Origin of the sequence: Amycolatopsis orientalis (assembly GCF_000943515.2) — a bacterium.
Classification (GTDB): Bacteria; Actinomycetota; Actinomycetes; order Mycobacteriales; family Pseudonocardiaceae; genus Amycolatopsis; species Amycolatopsis orientalis.
This window is the reverse complement of sequence record NZ_CP016174.1, coordinates 1436945-1456571: the sequence shown is the minus strand read 5'-3', so window position 1 is coordinate 1456571 and position 19627 is coordinate 1436945. Positions and strand designations below refer to the sequence as shown.

The following is a 19627-nucleotide window of genomic DNA, read 5'->3' as shown; positions in this document are numbered from 1 at the left end:
GAACCTCTGACCGACGGGATCACAGCCAGGTGCGGACCCCGCCATGACCCGAGCAGGTGCCCCGGCGATTCTGGCTGTAGCTATAGGAACCGTCCTTGCAGAGAGCGGTCGCGCCGTCGGCCGCGCCCGGCCCGGCCGACGGCCGGTGGACACAAACGCCGTCGGTATTGCGGTAATAGTCGCTTCCGCAGTCCGTCAGGTCCGGCGCCTTCGCCGTGGGCGTCGTCTTCGGACGCGTTTTCGACGGTGGCGGCTGGACCGGTGTGGGTACCTCGACCGAAGTCGGGGTGGACTGGGCGAGTGGCTCGGGGGTGGGCGCCGACGTGGGTGGCGCCCAGCTGCTGGTCGGCGACGGCGACGTCCGGACGGTGCTGCTCGGCGAGCCCACCTTCCCGGTGGGCGCGGTCTCCACGCCACAGCCACCGGCGACGAGAATGCCTATCGCCAAGGCCATGCCCAGCTTCATCGTTCTCTTCGGCAAGACGACCTCCCCAGCACTTGGTAGTGCCGCGTAGTCGGGAGATCGTCAGCCGGTGTTACGGCCGCCGGAGGGTCAGTCGACCATCGTGCCGCAACTGATGTTCAGCGCCGTCGCCGTCATGCTGCGCGCGTGATCCGACGCGGCGAAGGCGGCGACCCGGGCGACGTCGTCCAGTGATGCCGTTCGCTTGAGCATCGTCGACTCGGTCATGTCGCGGATGGCGTCTTCGAGTCCGGCGTCCGCCGGGATCGTCTCCGGGATCCCGCCGGTGCGCAGGGTCAAGACCCGGATACCGTGCTGGCCGAGTTCGCACGCCAGTCCCCGGCGCAGCGCCTCCATCGCGCTGAACGCGACCTGCAGTCCGCCGAGGTGATACCCCGGCAGCGGATCACCGTCGCCGCCGAACATCAGGATCACCCCGGAGCCCTGCCCGATCATGTGCCGGGCGGCGGCCCGCGCGGTCAGGAAGTTCGTCCGCACCGCGGTCCGGACCGGGCTCTCGAGGTCCGCCAACGACATCTCGACCAGCGGAGTGCCCTGGACGTCGTTGTGCGTGATCACGTTCATCGAGATGTCGACACTGCCCGCCGAAGAGGCCACCGCGGCGGCATGCTCGTCGATGGCCGTTTCGTCGAGCGCGTCGAACTCCGCCGTCTCGGCTTTCCCGCCCGCGGCACGGATTTCGTCCGCCAGTGCGTCGAGCTTCTTGAGCGTGCGGCCGGTGAGATGGACTCTCGCGCCCTCTCTGGCGAACCCGCGGGCCACCGCGCTCCCGATTCCGCCCGCCGCCCCGTAGATGATCGCGTTCCTGCCTTCGAGCAACATCCGGTCCTCCTACTTGCCGTCGAGCGTGATGAGACCTTCGGGCATCCCCTCCAGGTAGACCTCGGTCCACAAAGGAACCCAGTCGTCGATCTCGTGGAACCGGCGCAGTTCGGCCACACCGCTGAGCCAGCCCATCCACGAGCCGTAGGGCGGTTTCTCCTCGGAGAATCCACTTTGGACAAAGGTCAGCTTCGTCCCGCCATCGGAGTCTTCGAGTTCCCACGAGGTGACGACACCGTGCTGATACGCGAGCGACATCCTGGAGCCGGGTACCAGATCGACGATCTTCGCCGGGGCGGGATCCTGCTCCAGCGAACCCATCGCCCACCGGCCGCCGACCTCGACCTCCGCCTCGATCCGCGCGCCGAACCAGCGGGTGAACACACCGGGATCGGCGATCGAGGCGTAGACCTCGCCTCGCGGCGCGTCGATCAGTACTTCTTCGCTCATCAGGGGAGAAGTCAGGTCGCAGCGGGCGGTGAGCGAGCGGCCTTCGACGTGATCGACCAGGTTCGTCACGGACAGCGCCCAGAACGTGTGCATCATGCCGAGCGGCGAATCCGGGTCGGCGAGCAGCGCGTCGAAGTCCGGCAAACCGGTCTGGCTGAACGACAGGGCGGTCGTGTCCCCGTCTTCCGTCAGCGCGATCTCGACGACCGTATCCGTCCCCTCGACCGTCCAGGCGAACCGCAGGACGTTGTCCTCGGCCAGCAACAGTCGTTGTCGCGGACGATCGCCTTCCGGCGTGTAGCGGCCCCAGAACTCGTACCGGGACGGCAGCTCGACTTCCGCGTACTCGGAAAGCCACGTCCGTAAAGCTTCGGCTTCGGTCAGCGCACGCCAGACCTCGTCGATCGGCGCGCGCACGCGCACCCGGAATCTCGTCGGTTCAGTCACGGGCATCTCCCTTCGGGTAACAGGCCACGGCGAGCTTGAAGGCGTCGCCTTCCGCTCCGCCGTAGCGGGTGAACAGGTCCTGCAAAGTCGTCTTCAGTTCGTCGAGGAACTCCTGGCGCCGCTCCGGTTCCACCCGGATCTCGCCGGAGACGCCGATCGACGGCAGTTCCGGCGCGGTCCGGTCGAGCGCGGCGACGTCGGACTGGACCTCCTCCATGAGGTCCACCAAGTAGCCGAGGCTCAGCTCGTCCCGCGCCGCCCTCGGCCCGATCCGGCCGACCAGGGCGGGCGACAACCAGTACGAACGCGCTGTCGCCTGGTACACGCCCTCACTGACGGCACGCACCTTCCGCTCCGACACCTGCTTCACGAGCCCGGCGTCCACCAGGCGTTTCACGTGGTAGTAGACCCGCTGCGGGGTCTGATCCAGCACCGCGGCCACCTCGGTGCAGGACCGCGGCTCCGCCAGTTGCCGCAGGACGTCCACCCGCTGTGGTTTCAGCAACGCCTCCGCCTGGTCCATCCGCTCCAGGTACTCGACGTCCTTCACAGCACCTCACCCTCGATCACAAAAACAAGTTTGAACGTAAAAATCCATTTTGTCAATCGCGCATGTGAAAGCCCCCTACCACTGGAACCCAGCGGCAGGGGGCTTTCAGGCGTTAGAGCAGGCGAAGCGACTTACTCGTAGATCTCGCCCTTCGCGGCCTTCTCGACCAGCGACGCGGGCGGGGTGAAGTGGTCGCCGTAGCGCTCGGCGAGCTGCCGGGCGCGGTCGACGAAGCCCTGCAGGCCACCCTCGTACTGGTTGATGTACTGGATGACACCGCCGGTCCACGCTGGGAAACCGATGCCGAAGATCGAGCCGATGTTGGCGTCGGCGACGGTTTTCAACACGCCCTCGTCGAAGCACTTCACGGTCTCGAGCGCCTCGGCGAACAGCATGCGCTCCTTGAGGTCCTCGAACGGGACCTCGGCGCTGCCCGACTTGAACGCGTCGCGCAGACCCGGCCAGAGCCCGGCCCGCTTGCCGTCCTCGTCGTAGTCGTAGAAGCCCGAACCGGTGGAGCGGCCCTTGCGGTCGAACTCCTCCACCATCCGGTCGATGACACCCTCGGACGCGTGCGCGTTCCAGGTGCCTCCGGCGGCCTCGATCGCTTCGCGCGTCTCCTTGCGGATCTTGCGCGGCAGCGTCAGGGTCAGCTCGTCCATCAGCTGCAGCGGCGGGGCCGGGTAGCCGGCCTGCGCACCGGCCTGCTCGATCGAAGCGGGCTCGACACCCTCGCCCAGCGCGGCGACGGCCTCGTTGAGGAACGTGCCGATGACGCGCGAGGTGAAGAAGCCGCGGCTGTCGTTGACGACGATCGGGGTCTTCTTGATCTGGAGGGTGTAGTCGAAGACCTTCGCCAGCGTGGCGGGCGAGGTCTTCTCCCCGCAGATGATCTCGACCAGCGGCATCTTGTCCACCGGCGAGAAGAAGTGGATCCCGATGAAGTCCTCGGTCCGCTGCACGCCCTCGGCGAGCGCGGTGATCGGGAGGGTCGAGGTGTTCGAGCCCAGCACGGCGTCCGGGTTGACGAAGCCCTCGATCTCCTGGAAGACCTTGTGCTTCAGCTCGACGCTCTCGAAAACGGCCTCGATCACGAAGTCGACGCCGGCGAAGTCCTCCGCCTTATCGGTCGGCTTGATCTTGGCGAGCAGCGCGTCGGACTTCTCCTTCGTGGTCTTGCCACGGGAGAGCGCCTTCTCCTCCAGCTTGACCGCGTAGCCCTTGCCCTTTTCGGCGCCTTCGAGGGTGACGTCCTTGAGCACGACGTCGATACCGGCCTTCGCCGAGACGTACGCGATCGCGGCGCCCATCATGCCCGCGCCGATGACACCGACCTTCTTGGCCGTGTACTTCTCGAAGCCTTCCGGCCGCGAGCCACCGGAGTTGATGCTCTGCAGGTCGAAGAAGAACGCCTTCGTCATGTTCTTCGAGACCTGGCCGGTGGCGAGGTGCACGAAGTAGCGGGTCTCGACGGTGATCGCGGTGTCGAAGTCGACCTGCGAACCCTCGATCGCCGCGGCCAGGATCGCGCGCGGGGCCGGCATGTTCGCGCCCTTGATCTGCTTGCGCAGGTTCGCCGGGAACGCGGGCAGGTTCGCCGCGAAGCTCGGGTTCGACGGAGTGCCGCCCGGGATCTTGTAGCCCTTGACGTCCCACGGCTGTACGCCGGCCTCGGGGTTGGCCTTGATCCACGCCTTCGCCGCCGGGACCAGTTCCTCGACGGTGCCGACGAGCTCGTGCACGAGGCCGAGTTCCTTGGCCTTGGCCGGACGGTGCCGCTGCCCCTGCAGCAGCACGTTCAGCAGCGCGCTCTGGATGCCCAGCAGCCGCACGGTGCGGACGACGCCACCGCCGCCGGGGAGCAGGCCGAGGGTGACCTCGGGGAGGCCGATCTGGCTGCCCTTGACGTCGGCCGCGATGCGGTGGTGCGTCGCGAGCGCGAGTTCGAGCCCGCCGCCGAGCGCGGCGCCGTTGATGGCGGCCACGACCGGCTTGCCCAGCTGCTCGAGCCGGCGCATCTGGCTCTTCATCAGGGCGCTGCCCTCGGTGAGCTCGGCCGCGTTCTCCGGTTTCGCCTTGATCAGGTCGTTGAGGTCGCCACCGGCGAAGAAGGTCTTCTTGGCCGAGGTGAGGACGACACCGGTGATGCTGTCCTTCTCCGCCTCCAGGCGGTCCACGACCACGCCGAGCGACTCGCGGAAGTCGGCGTTCATCGTGTTGGCGGACTGCTTCGGGTCGTCGAGGGTGAGCACGACGATGCCGTCGGCGTCCTGCTCCCAGCGGATGGTCTTCGCTTCAGTCATTGTCTCTTCCTCAGACCCGCTCGATGATGGTCGCGACGCCCATGCCGCCGCCGATGCACAGGGTGACCAGGGCGCGGCGCGCCTGACGGCGCTCCAGCTCGTCGACGACGGTGCCGACCAGCATCGCGCCGGTGGCGCCCAGCGGGTGACCCATCGCGATGGCGCCGCCGTTGACGTTGACCTTCTCCTCGTCGAGGTGCAGGTCCTTGATCCACTTGAGGACGACCGAGGCGAAGGCCTCGTTCAGCTCCCACAGGTCGATGTCGTCCGGGGTGAGACCGGCGAGCTTGAGGACCTTCTCGGTGGCCGGGGTCGGGCCGGTGAGCATGATCGTGGGCTCGGAGCCGACGGTCGCGGTCGCCACGATGCGGGCGCGCGGGGTCAGGCCGAAGTCCTTGCCGATCTGCTCGTTGCCGACCAGGACCACCGCGGCGCCGTCGACGATGCCGGAGGAGTTGCCGCCGGTGTGGACGTGGTTGATCTTCTCGACCGAGTGGTACTTCTGCAGCGCGACGGCGTCGAAGCCGCCCAGCTCGCCGATGCCGGCGAAGGCGGGCTTGAGCTTGCCGAGGCCCTCGATGGTGCTACCCGGGCGACGGTGCTCGTCGTGGTCGAGGATCGTGACGCCGTTGATGTCCTTCACCGGGACGACGGACTTCGCGAAGTAGCCGCCGGACCAGGCCGCTTCGGCCCTTTCCTGCGAACGCACGGCCCACGCGTCGACGTCCTCGCGGGAGAAGCCCTCGATGGTCGCGATCAGGTCGGCGCCGGTGCCCTGCGGGACGATGTAGTTGTCGTACGCGGTGGCCGGGTCCATGAACAGCGCGCCGCCGTCGGAACCCATCGGCACGCGCGACATCGACTCGACGCCGCCCGCGATGATCAGCTGGTCCCAGCCGGAGCGGACCTTCTGCGCGGCGGTGTTGGTGGCTTCGAGGCCGGAGGCGCAGAAGCGGTTCAGCTGGACGCCGGCGACCGACTGCGGCAGGCCCGCGTTCAGCGCGGCGGTGCGCGCGATCACGGCGCCCTGCTCGCCGACCGGGGATACGACGCCGAGGACGATGTCGTCGATCACGGCGGGGTCGAGGTTCGGGTGCCGGACCTTCAGTTCCTCGATGAGGCCGACCACGAGATCGACCGGCTTGGTGCCGTGGAGGGCACCGCCCTTGTTCTTGCCGCGAGGCGTACGGATCGCCTCGTAGATGTAGGCCTCGCTACTCACAGAAAAACTCCTCCGCAGTACGGCGCTGTATCGGGGATGGACACAGCCGGGTCGTACCGGCCGGTAGCCATGCTAATGGGCATTAACATAAACCGCGATAACCCCATGGTGTCAATGGGTTGCGATCCACGCAACCGACGCTATCGTGTGTTCACCTATGGATCACCCGACCGAGCGCCAGGCCCGACCGCGCGACCGCAAGGCCCAGCTGGCAGGCCTCGCCGCGGAGCTGTTCCGCGCCCGCGGGTTCCACGGCGTCGGGATCAACGACATCGCCGCCGCGGCCGGGATCACCGGGCCCGCCCTGTACCGGCATTTCGCGGACAAACAAGCGGTGCTGTCCTACGTCGTGCTCTCGGGTATCGACGAGATGGAGGCGGCGACCACCGAGACGCTCGCCGACGTCGATCGCCCCGTTCCCGCCCAGGTCAAGGCCCTGTTGGACACCCTCGCCGCACAGGCCGTGGAGCGGCGTGAAGTCGCCGCGCTGTGGCGCTGGGAGGGCAGGCATCTGCCCCGGGAGGGCCGCCGGGAGATCCGCCGCCGGTCCGGCGCGGTGCTCGCGGCGTGGTCCAAGGCGCTGCTCGCGCTGCGCCCCGAACTGACCCCCGACGACGCCGAACTGCTGTGCTGGGCGGGCCTGAGCGTCTTCGGCAGCGTGTCGGTCCATCACACGTCCGTGGCGAAGAAACGCTTCGCGCAGATCCTCGTGCAGCTGGCGGAGTCGGTGCTGCATGTCACACTGCCCGAACCCGCCGAACCGCCGGAAGACACACCGTCGATCGCGCTCGGCGAGCCGTCCCGCCGCGAGCAGATCCTCGCGGCCGCGACCGAGTTGTTCGGACAGCGCGGCTTCCGCGCGGTGAGCATGGAGGAGATCGGCGCGGCGGCCGGGATCGCCGGACCGAGCGTGTACCGGCACTTCCCCAGCAAGGCCGCGCTGATGGTGGCGATCGGGCACCGGGCGGCCGACCGGCTCGCGCTCGCCGCGGAACGCGCGTTGCGGACCGACGACGAACGCGACGCGCTGCGCAGGCTGGCGGCGTCCTATGTGCACACCCTGCTGCACACGCCCGAACTGCTGGTGTCCTTCTCCGGCAGTCCCATGGAGCTGCCGGAACGGGACAAGGCGGATCTGATCCGGGTCCAGCGGGACTACGTCGCGCGCTGGATCGCGCTGACGTCGGAAGTCCGGCCGGAGCTGAGCCTGCGTGAAGTGAAGATCACCGTGCACGCGGCGCTGACCATCGCGAACGACCTCGCGCGCACCCGGCGGGTCAACGGCCGTCCGAACATCGAGGCCGAGCTGACGACGCTGATGCACGCGGCGCTGGGTGTCTGAAAGTCAGCTCTCGGCAAACTCGCGTGTGCCGCAAAGGCGCGAAGGGCACGATGTGCGCGTGCCCACGAAACGCGGCCTGCATCTGGTGACCCGGGAAGAAGACCACAAGGTCACCACGCTGGAACTCTTCTTCGACCTGGTCTTCGTCTATGCCATCACCCAGACCACGCAGCTGATGGCCGATCACCTCACCCCGCTCGGCATCGGGCAGGGGGTGGCCATGATCGCCGTGCTGTGGTGGTGCTGGTGCGCCTACGCCTGGCTGGCCAACACCCTGCACGTCGACCGGGGCATCACCCAGCTGGCGATGTTCACCGCGATGGGGACGATGTTCCTGGTCTCGCTGACCATCCCGGAGGCGTTCACCGACCTGCCCGGCGGCCTGTACGCGCCGCTGATGTTCGTCGGCTGCTACTTCGTCGTGCGGCTGCTGCATCTGATCGCCTACCTCGGGGCCGGGCGGAACGATCCGGAGCTGCGCAAGACCGTACTGAAGATGTTCGTCGGCCTGCTCCCGAGCGTCGCGCTCCTGACCGTCGCGGCCTTCTTCTCCGGCTGGGTGCAGCTCGGCATCTGGGCCGCCGCCCTGCTCGCGGACTACGTCAACGTCTTCCGGACGCGCTCTTCGGATTGGCGGCTGCACCAGCCCGGCCACTTCGCCGAGCGCTTCGGGCTGATCGTGATCATCGCGCTCGGCGAGTCGATCGTGGCGATCGGCATCGGGATCAGCTCGTATCCGATGTCCTGGCCGATCACGCTCGCCGCCGTCTTCGGGCTCACCCTGGCTTCGGCGATGTGGTGGATGTATTTCGCCGTCGTCGCGCACATTTCCGAGCGCAACCTCAAACGCGCGGACGGCGTGGAGCGGGTCCAGATCGGGACGGACACCTACACGTTCCTGCACCTCCCGCTCATCGCCGGCATCGTGCTCGTGGCACTGGGGCTGAAGAAGACGCTGCTGTACGTGTCCGACACGGTGCACCACAGCCTCTCCGACGGCCTCCACGGCACGCCGATCTGGGCGCTCACCGGCGGGCTCGCGCTGTACCTGATCGCGTTGAGCGGGCTGCGGCGCCGCAACCTGGGCGCGTGGAACATCCAGCGGCTGGTGCTCGCGGTGGTCCTGCTGGCGGCGACGCCGTTGCTGGAACTGCTGCCCGCGATCGCCCTGATCGGCGTGGTGGCGGTGGCGACGGTGGGACTGGTGACCTTCGAGCGGACACGGCTGAAGAAGCTGCCCGCGCCTCGTGAGTGGTGATGACGTCGCGAAAGCTGGCGCGCCGTGAGTAATCCGGGCCTCCACGGCCACCGAAATCACTCACCGGCGTGACGTTCGCCTCCCCCGTGGTAGCGCTTCCGCCCGAGGAGAGTTAACCTACTCGTGAGTAGGTAGCGAGGCAGGGAGACTCACCGTGGGTGCGCCTAGGAAACGAGACGCGATGGGCCTTGGCCTGTCCGCGCTCACCCGGCTGGCCGGGAGCAAGGTCATTGAACGGGCAGGACTGCGGAAGCCCGTGCAGAACCTGGTCAGCGCCGGGACGCGGAACGGCTTCCGGGTCGCCGGGGCGGCGGGAAGGACGTTCAAGTCCGCCCAGCGGCTCGGCAAGCCCGCGCGGCTCGCGCCGGCGGAGGACACGGGACTGTTCGATCTCACCCCGAGTGAGGATCAGCAGCTCATCGTCGAGACCGTGACGGAGTTCGCGGCCGAGCAGCTGCGGCCCGCCGCGGCCGACGCCGACGCGAAACTCCAGGCGCCCGAAGGCCTGCTGAGCCGCGCCGCCGAACTCGGGATCACGCTCGTCGGCATCCCCGAGGAGCTGGGCGGCGTCGGCACCGAGCGGTCGGTCGTCACGAACGCGCTGGTCGCCGAGGCCCTCGCGCACGGCGACCTCGGCCTGGCGGTCGCGGTGCTCGCGCCGTCCGCGGTCAGCACCGCGCTGGTGTCCTACGGCGACGAGCAGCAGCAGGCGGACTACCTGCCCGCGTTCGTCGGCGAGAACGTCCCGGCCGCGGCGCTGGCGCTGGCGGAGCGCACGGCGCTGTTCGATCCGTTCAAGCCCGCCACCAAGGCCCGGCGCACCCCGAAGGGCTACCAGCTCGACGGCGTGAAGTCGCTCGTCCCGCGGGCCGCGGACGCCGAACTGTTCATCGTGTCGGCCGACCTCGAAGGGCGCGGCCCGGCGCTGTTCCTCGTCGAGTCGTCGAACTCCGGCGTCACCATCGAGTCCGAACCGGCGATGGGCCTGCGGGGCGCGGCGACCGGGAAACTGCACCTGGAGAAGGTCGCCCTGCCCGCCGGAGCGTTGCTCGGCGGCGGCAAGGCCGAGGTCTTCACCGAGGTCGTCCGGCTCTCGCGGCTCGGCTGGGCCGCCCTGGCCGCCGGGACCGCCAAGGCCGTCCTCGACTACGTGGTGCCCTATGTCAACGAGCGCAAGGCGTTCGGCGAACCGGTGAGCCACCGCCAAGCCGTCGCGTTCTCGGTGGCCGACATCGCCATCGAACTGGAGGGGCTGCGGCTGGTCGCGCTGCGCGCCGCCGCCCGCGCCGAACAGGGCAAGCCGTACGCCCGCGAGGTCGCGCTGGCCCGGAAACTGGCCACCGACAAGGGAATGCAGATCGGCAGCGCCGGGGTGCAGCTGCTCGGCGGGCACGGGTTCGTCAAGGAACATCCGGTCGAACGCTGGTACCGCGACCTCCGTGCCGTCGGCGTGATGGAAGGCGCCGTCCTTCTCTAGGACTTGCGAAAGGCAATCATGATCAACCTTGAAGTTCCGAAGAAGGCCGGCACCCTGATCAACCAGGCGTACCAGGCCGCGGCCGAGGTGTTCCGGCCGATCTCGCGCAAGTACGACCGCGCCGAGCACACCTACCCGGCCGAACTCGACATGTTCGCCGCGCTGCTGGACGGGCTGAACTCCTCCGGTGAGGGCGGCGCGGGCGCGGCGGGCGTCCGCCGGTCCGAGAAGAACGAGAAACCGGGCAACCGCAACGGTTCCAACCTCAACATCGTGCTCGGCACGATCGAGATGTGCTGGGGCGACGTCGGTCTGCTGCTGTCGATGCCGCGTCAGGGCCTCGGCAACGCCGCCATCGGCTCGGTCGCCACGGACGAACAGCTCAAGAAGTTCTCCGGGCTGTGGGCCGCGATGGCGATCACCGAACCGGACTGCGGCTCGGACTCGGCCGCGATCACCGCGACCGCGCGCCTCGACGGCGACGAGTACGTGATCAACGGCGAGAAGATCTTCGTGACCGCCGGTGAACGCGCCGACGCCGTCGTCGTCTGGGCCACCCTCGACAAGTCGAAGGGCCGCGCGGCGATCAAGTCGTTCGTCGTCGAGAAGGGCACTCCCGGCTTCGAGGTGGTGCGCGTCGAGCACAAACTCGGCATCCGCGCCTCCGACACCGCCGTACTGCGGTTCGAAAACGTCCGGGTGCCCAAGGAGAACCTCCTCGGCACACCGGAGATCGACACCGCCAAGGGTTTCGCCGGGGTCATGCAGACCTTCGACAACACCCGCCCGCTGGTCGCCGCCATGGCGATCGGCGTCGCCCGCGCGGCCTTGGAGGAGACCCGGAAGATCCTCACCGAAGCCGGGGTGACCATCGACTACGACAAGCCCGTCCACAGCCAGCACGCCGCGGCCGCGACGTTCCTGCAGCTGGAGGCCGACTACGAAGCGGCGTACCTGCTGACCATGGAATCGGCGTGGATGGCCGACAACCGCAAGCCGAACTCGCTGCAGGCCTCGATGGCCAAGGCGAAGGCGGGCCGCTCGGTCGTCGAGATCACGCTGAAATGCGTCGAACTCGCCGGAACCCTGGGCTACACCGAGGAATCACTGCTGGAGAAGTGGAGCCGGGACGCGAAGATCCTGGACATCTTCGAAGGCACGCAACAGATCCAGCAGCTGATCGTGGCGCGCCGGATCCTGGGCAAGACGAGCGCGGAGCTCAAGTAGCCGCGTGAAGTGCCATAAGGGGTCCCCATAGGGCGAGTTCGGTCCTATGGGGACCCCTTATGACACACGTGCGGGGGCCCGTGCAGCTGCACACAGCGTCCGCATCGGCACGGTTTTCGTTTATCACCAACAGAGTCCACGACCACGACAACACCATCCGGCGACCCTCGTGACGGGCCGGGCAGGGGTACCCTCTTAGTTTTCCCTGCCCGCCAAGGCCGGAGTCGCGATGAGACTCTCCGCTCGACAGCTCTCACCCGTCACGCACTGGTGCCTCATCGTCCTCAGCGTCACGGCCTGCTACTTCGCCACCGCCCAGATCGGCATCCAGTGGGCGATCGTGCGGGAGCAGATCTCGCCGCTGTGGCCGGCGGCCGGGGTCGCGCTGGCGGTGCCGATCCTGCTCGGCCCGCGGTTCTGGCCGGGGATCACCTTCGGCGCGCTCCTGACGAACATCACCCTCGGGCCTTCGCTGCTCGCCGTCGTGGTGATCTCCGTGGGGAACACGCTCGGCCCGCTACTGGGCTACTACCTGATGCGACGGCGCGGGTTCCGGCCTCAGCTCGACAGGCTCCCGGACGTCGTACTGCTGGTCGTCGTCGGCGCGATCGGGGGCACGGCGATCAGCGCCTTGATCGGCACCGGCGCGCTGGTCACCGGAGGCGGGCTCGCGGCCGCCGACTTCTGGCCGACCGCGCTGGTCTGGTGGACCGGCGACGCGATGGGCGTCCTCACCATCACCCCTCTCTTGCTGCTCGCGCGGAGATTCCGGCCGCCGAGGCGGATTTCCCTTGCCCGCTGGGCGGAAGCGGCCACGCTCGGCGTCGGCACCCTCGGCGTGTCGATCCTCGCCGGGACCAACCCGCCCAAGCTGTTCGTCGTGTTCCCGGTGCTGATCTGGGCGGCGCTGCGCTTCCGGCAGGCGGGGGCGCTGCTGTGCTCCCTGTGCGTCTGCGTCTTCACGATCTTCGCCGCGGCACGCGGCCTGGGACCGTACGGCGGCTATGAACTCGCGCACAGGATGCTGCTGGCCCAGGCGTTCAACGCGACGGTGGGGCTGACGGCGCTGACGCTGTCCACGATCGTCCTGCAACGCGACCGCGCGACCGCCGAGATCACCGACGCCTGGCGTCAGATCACCGAAATGGTCGACCTGATCGCGCCGCGCCAGTCGTTGCGCAGCGCGATGACGACGCCGCGCGAACCGGGCAAGGGCGACGAACTCGCCGGCTAAGTGGTTGCCATCGGAAGTCCTTCGGGGGTATTCGGCGGATCCAGGTTTCCGCTGGGCGTGCGGCCGCGAGGGCCTCGTACCGGGGTTTGTACTCGGACCTTGCGGCCGTGCGTCCAGCGGGAGGCTGGGCCGTCGAGACCCCCGGAGGACTTCCGATGGTGATCACTAAAGACTCAGGCGACCTGCTCGTCGAGGAAGCGGTCGAGGTAGCGCCACGTGGTCCCGCGCGCCTTCCGGCCGGTGAGGACACCCAGGTGCCCGCCGGGCGCCGTCTCGAAGGTGACCGACGGCGAGTTGTCCAGCAGTCCGGTGAGCCGCTCGACGGCACCGCGCGGCGCGATGGTGTCGTTCTGCCCGGCGATGACCAGTGTCGGCACCTTGACGCCGGACAGCGCGATGATGCGGCCGTTGAGGTCCACTGTGCCCTCGGCGAGGTCGTTGGCGCGGAAGAACCGGTGGTAGATCTGCCCGAAGGTCCGGCCGGGGTAGGCGATCATGTTGTCCATGAAGTGGTCGACGGCCTCGATCTGCGCCAGGTAGTCCCGGTCGTCGAGATTCTTCAGGATCGCCAGCGGTTTGGTGATCTCCTTGCTGATCCCGGTCGCGCGGAAGACGCGGCTGACCAAATAGGACGGTGCGCCGCCGAGCACGCGGTAGATCGGGGTCAGCAGGTGGCCGCCGGTGAGGTCCACCAGCGGGCGGAACGGCGCGATCAGCGGGATCGCGGTGAAGTCGAACGGCGACGCGATGGTCGCGATCGACTCGATCGGCAGCTCGGGCTGGTCGGCGGCGGTCAGCAGGGAGAAGATCCCGCCGAGGCACCAGGCGATGACGTGCACGCCCTGGCCGCCGGAGTCCTCGCTGACCTTCCGGATCGCCCGCGGGAGCACCTCCTCGATCCAGTGCTCGATGCCGAGGCGCCGGTCGGAGAAGGCGACGTTCCCGTAGTCGACCAGGTAGGTGTTGCGGCCGCCGTCGACCAGATGCTCGGCCAGGCTGCATCCGCGGCGCAGGTCGAAGCACAGGGCGGGCGCGGCCAGCGGCGGCACCAGCAGCACCGGCGGGCCGGACGCCGGGGCCTTGCCGTTGGTCAGCCGGTACACCGACCGGTTGGGGCCCTGGTCGATCAGGACGCGCGGCACCGGGCGGAGATCGGCGACACCACCGTGCAGCACCTTCCCGACGACGTTCGACGCGGCGGCGGCGAGCCGTGCCGGGGGTGTTGCCATGAGGTGCCTCCTGGAGGGATGAACGCGGTAAGACGCAATCTTGCCGCCTACGGGCGCACGACTCAACACCGTCGCCGTTCCAGGCCGTCCACTTCGGACGGTCGCTAGGCCGTCCGAGTTAAGAGCCGGACTCCTTCTCCGCCGCCGGGGCGCTGCGCGCGGCCCGCGATTCGTACTCCGCGCGAGCACTGGAATGCGTTGCCGAGGCCAGAATCCGGTCGCCGCCGAGCGCGCGGACCAGCCCTTCGCCGACCCGCCGGGGAAGCAGCCGTGTGATCCTGCCCATGGCGTCCAGCGATCCGGGAACGAAGACGTCGAATTTGGGACGGCGCAACGCATCGGCAATGGCCTGCGCCACATCTTCCGGCCCGACCGACTTGAAGAACTTCGCCTCGCCGAGTCCGCTGGCCAGTTCCGTGCGCACGACGGCGGGCATCACGCACGAGACCAGGACACCCGTCCCGCGCAGCTCCAGATGCACCGATTCCGACAAACCGACGACCGCGTGCTTCGTGGCGCAGTAGGTGGCCGCGCCGGGGAAACCGGCCTTCCCGGCCATCGACGCGATGTTCACGATGTGGCCGGTGCCACGCGGGCGCATTCGTTTGACCGCTTCCCTGGTGCCGTGGATGACCGCGTGCAGATTGATCTCGAGCAGGCGCCGGGTGGCGGCGTCGTCCTCTTCTTCGAGCGGCGCGAGCGGCATGATGCCCGCGTTGTTGATCAGCACGTCGATCGGGCCCACGCGCCGCTCGACCTCGTCGAGGAATTCGGTGAAGCCCTGGGTGTCGGTGACGTCGAGCGGCAGCGCCTCCGCCCCCAGCTCGGCCGCGGTCTTCTCGGCGAGGACCTGGTCCAGGTCGCCGATGACCACCTTGGCACCGAGCCGGGACAGCGCCGTCGCGGTGGCGGCTCCGATGCCCTGCGCCGCTCCGGTGATCACGACGACCTTGCCTGCCAGGGAACGTTCACGCTTGGCCATGCTGGGCTCCTCTGCGACTTCACTGTCCGGGGCACTGTTGGCGATGTGCCAACTATGGTGCACCGGACGCCGCCACGACGCCAGTCCTAGGGCCGCTGCTCGAACACCTGCCCGATCCAGCCGTTGACGTCGAAGCGTTCCGTCGGCTTGAAGCCCTGGCTCTCGTAGTAGCGCTGCAGGTCGCCGTCGCCGCCGGCCCAGCAGTCGACCCGCACCAGCCCGATGCCGCGTTCCCGCGCCTCGGCCAGCGCGAACTCGATGAGCCGCGAGCCGACCCGGTGACCGGTGAACCGGCGCGAGGTCAGCAGCAGGCCGATGTAGATCTCCGGCTCGTCGACCGGCGGGACATGCGGGAAACGGTCACCGAGGATGATCGCCCCGGCCACCTGGCCGTCGATCTCGGCGAGGTACAGCCCCGGCCCGTCGGCCATCCCGCGGACCCGCTCGACCCGCTTCGGGATCGTGGACCACGGCTCGCTCCCCCACTGCCCTTCGCTGCCGCGCGAGGCCAACCACGCGACGACCTCGTCGAACATGTCCAGCAAGGTTCGAAAGTCCCCAGAACCACCCTGGCGGATGATGAAATCGCTCATTTCTCCGTTCTACAACATCGTGAGGACACGCGGGCCTTCTGTCGTGATGGCGACCGTGTGCTCGACATGCGCGGCCCGGCAACCGCTCGCGGTGTGCAGCGTCCAGCCGTCTTCCGCGGTCCGGTACTCGTCGGTGCCGTCCGCGATGTACATCGGCTCGATCGCCAGCACCAGGCCCGGCTTGAGCCGCATGCCGCGGCCCGGCCTGCCCTCGTTCGGCAGATGCGGGTCCTCGTGCATCGCGCGGCCGATGCCATGGCCGCCATGGTTTTCGAGGAGCCCGTACCCGGCCTCGCGGCCGACGGTCCCGACGGCGTGGGAAATGTCGCCCATCCTGCCGCCCGCCAGCGCGGCGGCGATCCCGGCGGCCAGGCCACGCTCGGTGGTCGCGATGAGTTCGAGGTCGGCGGGGTCGGCGGCGCCGACGACGTAGCTGATCGCCGCGTCACCGTGCCAGCCGTCGATGTAGGCGCCGCAGTCGATGCTCACCAGGTCACCGTCGTTCAGCCGGTAACCCGACGGGATGCCGTGGACGACGGCGTCGTTGACGCTCGCGCAGATCACGCCGGGAAACGGCGTCGGCGCGGAGTGCGGCCGGCAGTTCAGGAAGTTCGGCTTCGCGCCGGCGTCCCTGATCACCTGCGCGGCGACCTCGTCCAGCTCCTTCAAGCCGACACCGATCACCGACTCCTTCTTCACCGCTTGCAACGCCTGTGCCACGACCCGGCCGGACTCGCGCATGGCGTCCAGCTCACCAGGGGACTTCAACTCGACCATGCCGATAACTATACCGGTATAGTTATCGGCATGGTCAAGCGCGACCGGCCACCCTGCGCATCCAGAGGACTGAACGCGTGGGTCAGGCGACGCCGAGGTGCCGCGCGATCAGCATCCGCTGCACCTCGGAGGTGCCTTCGCCGATCTCCAGGATCTTCGCGTCCCGGTAGAACCGGCTCACCGGGAACTCGTTCATGAAGCCGTACCCGCCGAAGATCTGCGTCGCGTCGCGCGAGTTGTCCATGGCCGCGTTCGACGCGACCAGCTTCGCGATCGACGCCTCCTTCTTGAACGGCTCGCCGCGCAGCATCTTCGACGCCGCCGCGTAGTACGCCAGCCGCGCGGTGTGCGTGCGCACCTCCATGTCGGCGATCTTGAACTGGATCGCCTGGTACTCGCCGATCTTGTGCCCGAACGCCTCGCGTTCCTTGACGTACCGCAGGCATTCGTCGACACAGCCCTGCGCGAGACCGACGCTCAGCGCGGCGATCGCGACCCGGCCTTCGTCCAAAATGGACAGGAACTGGGCGTAGCCCCGGCCCCGCTCGCCGACCAGGTTCTCCGCCGGGACGCGGACGTCGTCGAACGACAGCTCGTGCGTGTCCGAGCAGTTCCAGCCGACCTTGGAGTACTTCGGCGCCACCGCGAAGCCCGGCGTGCCTGCCGGGACGATGATCGCCGAGATCTCCTTGCGCCCGTTCTCCTTCACGTCGGTGACGGCGGTGACCGTGACCAGTTTCGTGATGTCGGTACCGGAGTTGGTGATGAACGATTTGCTGCCGTTGATCACCCAGGTGTCGCCGTCGAGCTTCGCGCGGGTGCGGGTGGCGCCCGCGTCCGAGCCGCCGCCCGGTTCGGTGAGCCCGAACGCGCCGAGAGCGGTCCCCGCGCACAGCTCGGGAAGCCACTTCTCCTTCTGTTCCTTGGTGCCGAACCGGTAGATCGGCATGGCGCCCAAGGAAACCCCGGCCTCGACGGTGATCGCGACCGAGGAGTCGACCCGCGCCAGTTCCTCCAACGTCAGGCACAGCGCGAAGTAGTCGCCGCCCATGCCGCCGTACTCTTCGGGGAAGGGCAGGCCGAACAGGCCCATCTCGGCCATTTTCGCGACGATCTCGTACGGGAACTCCTCCCGCTCGTACAGGTCGCCGATGACCGGGGCGACCTCGGAGCGCGCGAACTCCTCGACCGTCTTGCGCAGCGCCTCGTACTCGTCATCCAGCCGAAAGTCGATCATTGGTCATCCTTTTGGGGTGTCACAACGGCTACCGTCTCGTCCAGCGCGACCTGTTGGCCCGCCCGGACGGGGAGTTCGCTGACCACGCCGTCGATCGGCGCGGTGATCGTGTGCTCCATCTTCATCGCCTCGACGACCACGAGCGGCGTCCCCGCGCTCACGACGTCGCCGGCGGCGACCTTGACCACGAGCACGGTGCCGGGCATCGGGCTGGTGACCGGTCCGGCGCCGCCCGCGGCACCGGCGGCCGAGCGCAGCCTTTCCCGCTCACCGATCGCGAAGCTGTGCCCGTCCCGCGCGAGCCAGACGGTCTTCCCGCGTCCGGCGGCGTGCCGATAGCGGTGGAAACCGGTGGGATGCCGGACTTCGAGCAGATCGCCGTCGCGCCGCGCGGAAACCCGCGCCGGGGCACGCCCGTCGACACTGACGAGCGCGTCCGCCGGGGTGCCCTGCACCCGCACGACGGCTTCGGAGCCGCCGGATTTCAGGGCGAAGTCGATCCCGCCGGACGCTCCGAGCCGCCAGCCGTCGGGAACGTCCCAGGGATCGACGACCGGCCCCTGGGGCTGCAGGGAAAGCAACCTGTCGAGCGCGGCGGCCACGAAGAACTCCGGCGGCACCTCTTCGGAGACCAAAGTGGACAGTCGCCGGTCGACGAGGCCGGTGTCGAGCTTGCCGTCCCGGACGTCGGCGTCCGCGAGCAGTCCGCGCAGGAACGCGACATTCGTGCCGACGCCGAGCAACGCGGTGTCGGCGAGCGCCAGATCGAGCCGGTGCAACGCGGCCGCGCGGTCCGGCCCCCAGGCGATGACCTTGGCCAGCATCGGGTCGTAGTTCGAACCGATGACCGCGCCCTCGCTCATCCACGAGTCGACGCGCACGCCCTCGCCGGACGGTTCGTGGACCGCGAGCACGGTTCCGCCGGTCGGGATGAAGCCACGGGCGGGATCCTCGGCGTACACGCGGGCTTCGACGGCGTGGCCGTCCAGCCGGACGTCGTCCTGCGACACGGTGAGCACGTCGCCCGCGGCGATCTTGACCTGCCACTCGACGAGGTCGAGCCCGGTCACCAACTCGGTCACCGGATGCTCGACCTGCAGGCGCGTGTTCATCTCCATGAAGAAGAACTCGTCGGGCGCGGTGGCCGAGACGATGAACTCGACCGTGCCCGCGCCGACGTAACCGACCGACCGCGCCGCTTCGACGGCGGACGCGCCCATCCTCGCGCGCGTGGCTTCGTCGAGGAGCACCGACGGCGCCTCTTCGATGATCTTCTGGTGCCGCCGCTGCAGGCTGCACTCGCGCTCACCGAGGTGGATCACGTTGCCGTGTGTGTCGGCGAGCACCTGGATCTCGATATGCCTCGGCGTGGTGACGAACCGCTCCATCAGCAGGGTGTCGTCGCCGAAGGAACCCTTGGCCTCACGGCGCGCGGATTCCACCGCGTCGTCCAGTTCGGACAGTGCGGTCACCAGCCGCATCCCCTTGCCGCCACCACCGGCGGACGGCTTGAGCAGCAGCGGGAACCCGACCTTTTCCGCGGCGGCCGCGAAACCACCCTCGGGAATGTCCACATCGGACGCGCCGGGCACGACCGGGACACCGGCCTTGGACACCGTCGCCTTGGCGCGGATCTTGTCGCCCATGGCGTCGATCGCCTCGACCGGCGGCCCGATGAAGACCAGCCCGGCTTCCGCGCAGGCGCGGGCGAATTCCGCGTTCTCCGCGAGGAAACCGTAGCCGGGGTGGACCGCCTGCGCGCCGGTGTCGAGCGCCGCCTGGACGATCGCCGGGATGGACAAATAGCTTTTCGCCGCTTCGGCCGGGCCGATGCGGACCGCCGTATGCGCCTCGCGGACGTGCTTGGCGTCGGCGTCCGCGTCGCTGTAGACCGCGACCGATCGGATGCCGAGCCCCTGCAGCGAACGGATCACGCGGACGGCGATCTCCCCGCGGTTGGCGACCAGAACCGTGTCGAACATGCTCACATCCT

17 protein-coding genes are annotated in these 19627 nt (G+C 68.7%); 5 read left to right on the top strand and 12 right to left on the bottom strand.

Annotated elements, in window-relative coordinates:
- Window positions 1-19: 19 nt before the first annotated feature.
- The 6 genes from SD37_RS41845 to SD37_RS06995 all read right to left on the bottom strand — a co-directional run bounded on the left by SD37_RS41845 (window position 20) and on the right by SD37_RS06995 (window position 6278).
- Window positions 20-481, bottom strand: coding sequence for a DUF3761 domain-containing protein (locus SD37_RS41845; RefSeq protein ID WP_472239610.1), 462 nt, complete (start codon window positions 479-481; stop codon window positions 20-22).
- Between the two features lie 72 nt (window positions 482-553).
- On the bottom strand, window positions 554-1306 hold the full coding sequence (locus SD37_RS07015) for an SDR family NAD(P)-dependent oxidoreductase (protein ID WP_044852359.1): 753 nt from the start codon (window positions 1304-1306) through the stop codon (window positions 554-556).
- Window positions 1307-1315: 9 nt separating this feature from the next.
- Complete coding sequence (locus SD37_RS07010) at window positions 1316-2209, bottom strand: SRPBCC family protein (RefSeq protein WP_174567825.1); 894 nt, start codon at window positions 2207-2209, stop codon at window positions 1316-1318.
- Window positions 2196-2753, bottom strand: coding sequence for a helix-turn-helix domain-containing protein (locus tag SD37_RS07005; protein ID WP_037306714.1), 558 nt, complete (start codon window positions 2751-2753; stop codon window positions 2196-2198). Before SD37_RS07005 ends, SD37_RS07010 begins: the two co-directional genes overlap by 14 nt.
- 131 nt (window positions 2754-2884) lie before the next feature.
- The gene (locus SD37_RS07000) at window positions 2885-5056 is read right to left on the bottom strand and encodes a 3-hydroxyacyl-CoA dehydrogenase NAD-binding domain-containing protein (protein WP_044852357.1); all 2172 of its coding nucleotides are present in this window, start codon (window positions 5054-5056) and stop codon (window positions 2885-2887) included.
- Window positions 5057-5066: 10 nt separating this feature from the next.
- Window positions 5067-6278: an acetyl-CoA C-acetyltransferase gene (locus SD37_RS06995; protein WP_044852356.1), complete on the bottom strand. Its 1212-nt coding sequence runs from the start codon at window positions 6276-6278 to the stop codon at window positions 5067-5069.
- 157 nt (window positions 6279-6435) lie between these two features.
- On the opposite strand from SD37_RS06995, the gene SD37_RS06990 reads away from it, so the two are divergent.
- From SD37_RS06990 to SD37_RS06970, 5 genes are all read left to right on the top strand, one after another.
- The gene (locus SD37_RS06990) at window positions 6436-7620 is read left to right on the top strand and encodes a TetR/AcrR family transcriptional regulator (protein ID WP_044852355.1); all 1185 of its coding nucleotides are present in this window, start codon (window positions 6436-6438) and stop codon (window positions 7618-7620) included.
- Window positions 7621-7672: 52 nt separating this feature from the next.
- Window positions 7673-8878, top strand: a complete 1206-nt coding sequence (locus tag SD37_RS06985; RefSeq protein ID WP_145926540.1) for a low temperature requirement protein A — start codon at window positions 7673-7675, stop codon at window positions 8876-8878.
- A gap of 181 nt (window positions 8879-9059) precedes the next feature.
- On the top strand, window positions 9060-10355 hold the full coding sequence (locus tag SD37_RS06980; RefSeq protein WP_044852354.1) for an acyl-CoA dehydrogenase family protein: 1296 nt from the start codon (window positions 9060-9062) through the stop codon (window positions 10353-10355).
- Between the two features lie 18 nt (window positions 10356-10373).
- Entirely contained in the window at window positions 10374-11582 is a 1209-nt protein-coding gene (locus SD37_RS06975) for an acyl-CoA dehydrogenase family protein (protein WP_044852353.1), read from the top strand.
- A 229-nt stretch (window positions 11583-11811) separates the two neighbouring features.
- Window positions 11812-12816, top strand: a complete 1005-nt coding sequence (locus SD37_RS06970) for an MASE1 domain-containing protein (RefSeq protein WP_044852352.1) — start codon at window positions 11812-11814, stop codon at window positions 12814-12816.
- Between the two features lie 173 nt (window positions 12817-12989).
- On the opposite strand, the gene SD37_RS06965 is transcribed toward SD37_RS06970, so the two are convergent.
- The 6 genes from SD37_RS06965 to SD37_RS06940 form a co-directional block, all read right to left on the bottom strand.
- On the bottom strand, window positions 12990-14045 hold the full coding sequence (locus SD37_RS06965; RefSeq protein WP_044852351.1) for an alpha/beta fold hydrolase: 1056 nt from the start codon (window positions 14043-14045) through the stop codon (window positions 12990-12992).
- A gap of 118 nt (window positions 14046-14163) precedes the next feature.
- A complete protein-coding gene (locus SD37_RS06960) occupies window positions 14164-15027 on the bottom strand; it encodes an SDR family oxidoreductase (RefSeq protein ID WP_044852350.1) in 864 nt (287 codons plus the stop codon).
- Window positions 15028-15113: 86 nt separating this feature from the next.
- Window positions 15114-15620: a GNAT family N-acetyltransferase gene (locus SD37_RS06955; protein WP_044852349.1), complete on the bottom strand. Its 507-nt coding sequence runs from the start codon at window positions 15618-15620 to the stop codon at window positions 15114-15116.
- 9 nt (window positions 15621-15629) lie between these two features.
- Complete coding sequence (map, locus tag SD37_RS06950) at window positions 15630-16397, bottom strand: type I methionyl aminopeptidase (RefSeq protein ID WP_044852348.1); 768 nt, start codon at window positions 16395-16397, stop codon at window positions 15630-15632.
- Between the two features lie 82 nt (window positions 16398-16479).
- Window positions 16480-17634 (bottom strand): acyl-CoA dehydrogenase family protein, encoded by a 1155-nt coding sequence (locus tag SD37_RS06945; RefSeq protein WP_044852347.1) that lies wholly within the window; start codon window positions 17632-17634, stop codon window positions 16480-16482.
- Window positions 17631-19616, bottom strand: a complete 1986-nt coding sequence (locus tag SD37_RS06940; protein ID WP_044852790.1) for an ATP-binding protein — start codon at window positions 19614-19616, stop codon at window positions 17631-17633. Before SD37_RS06940 ends, SD37_RS06945 begins: the two co-directional genes overlap by 4 nt.
- Window positions 19617-19627 lie beyond the last annotated feature (11 nt).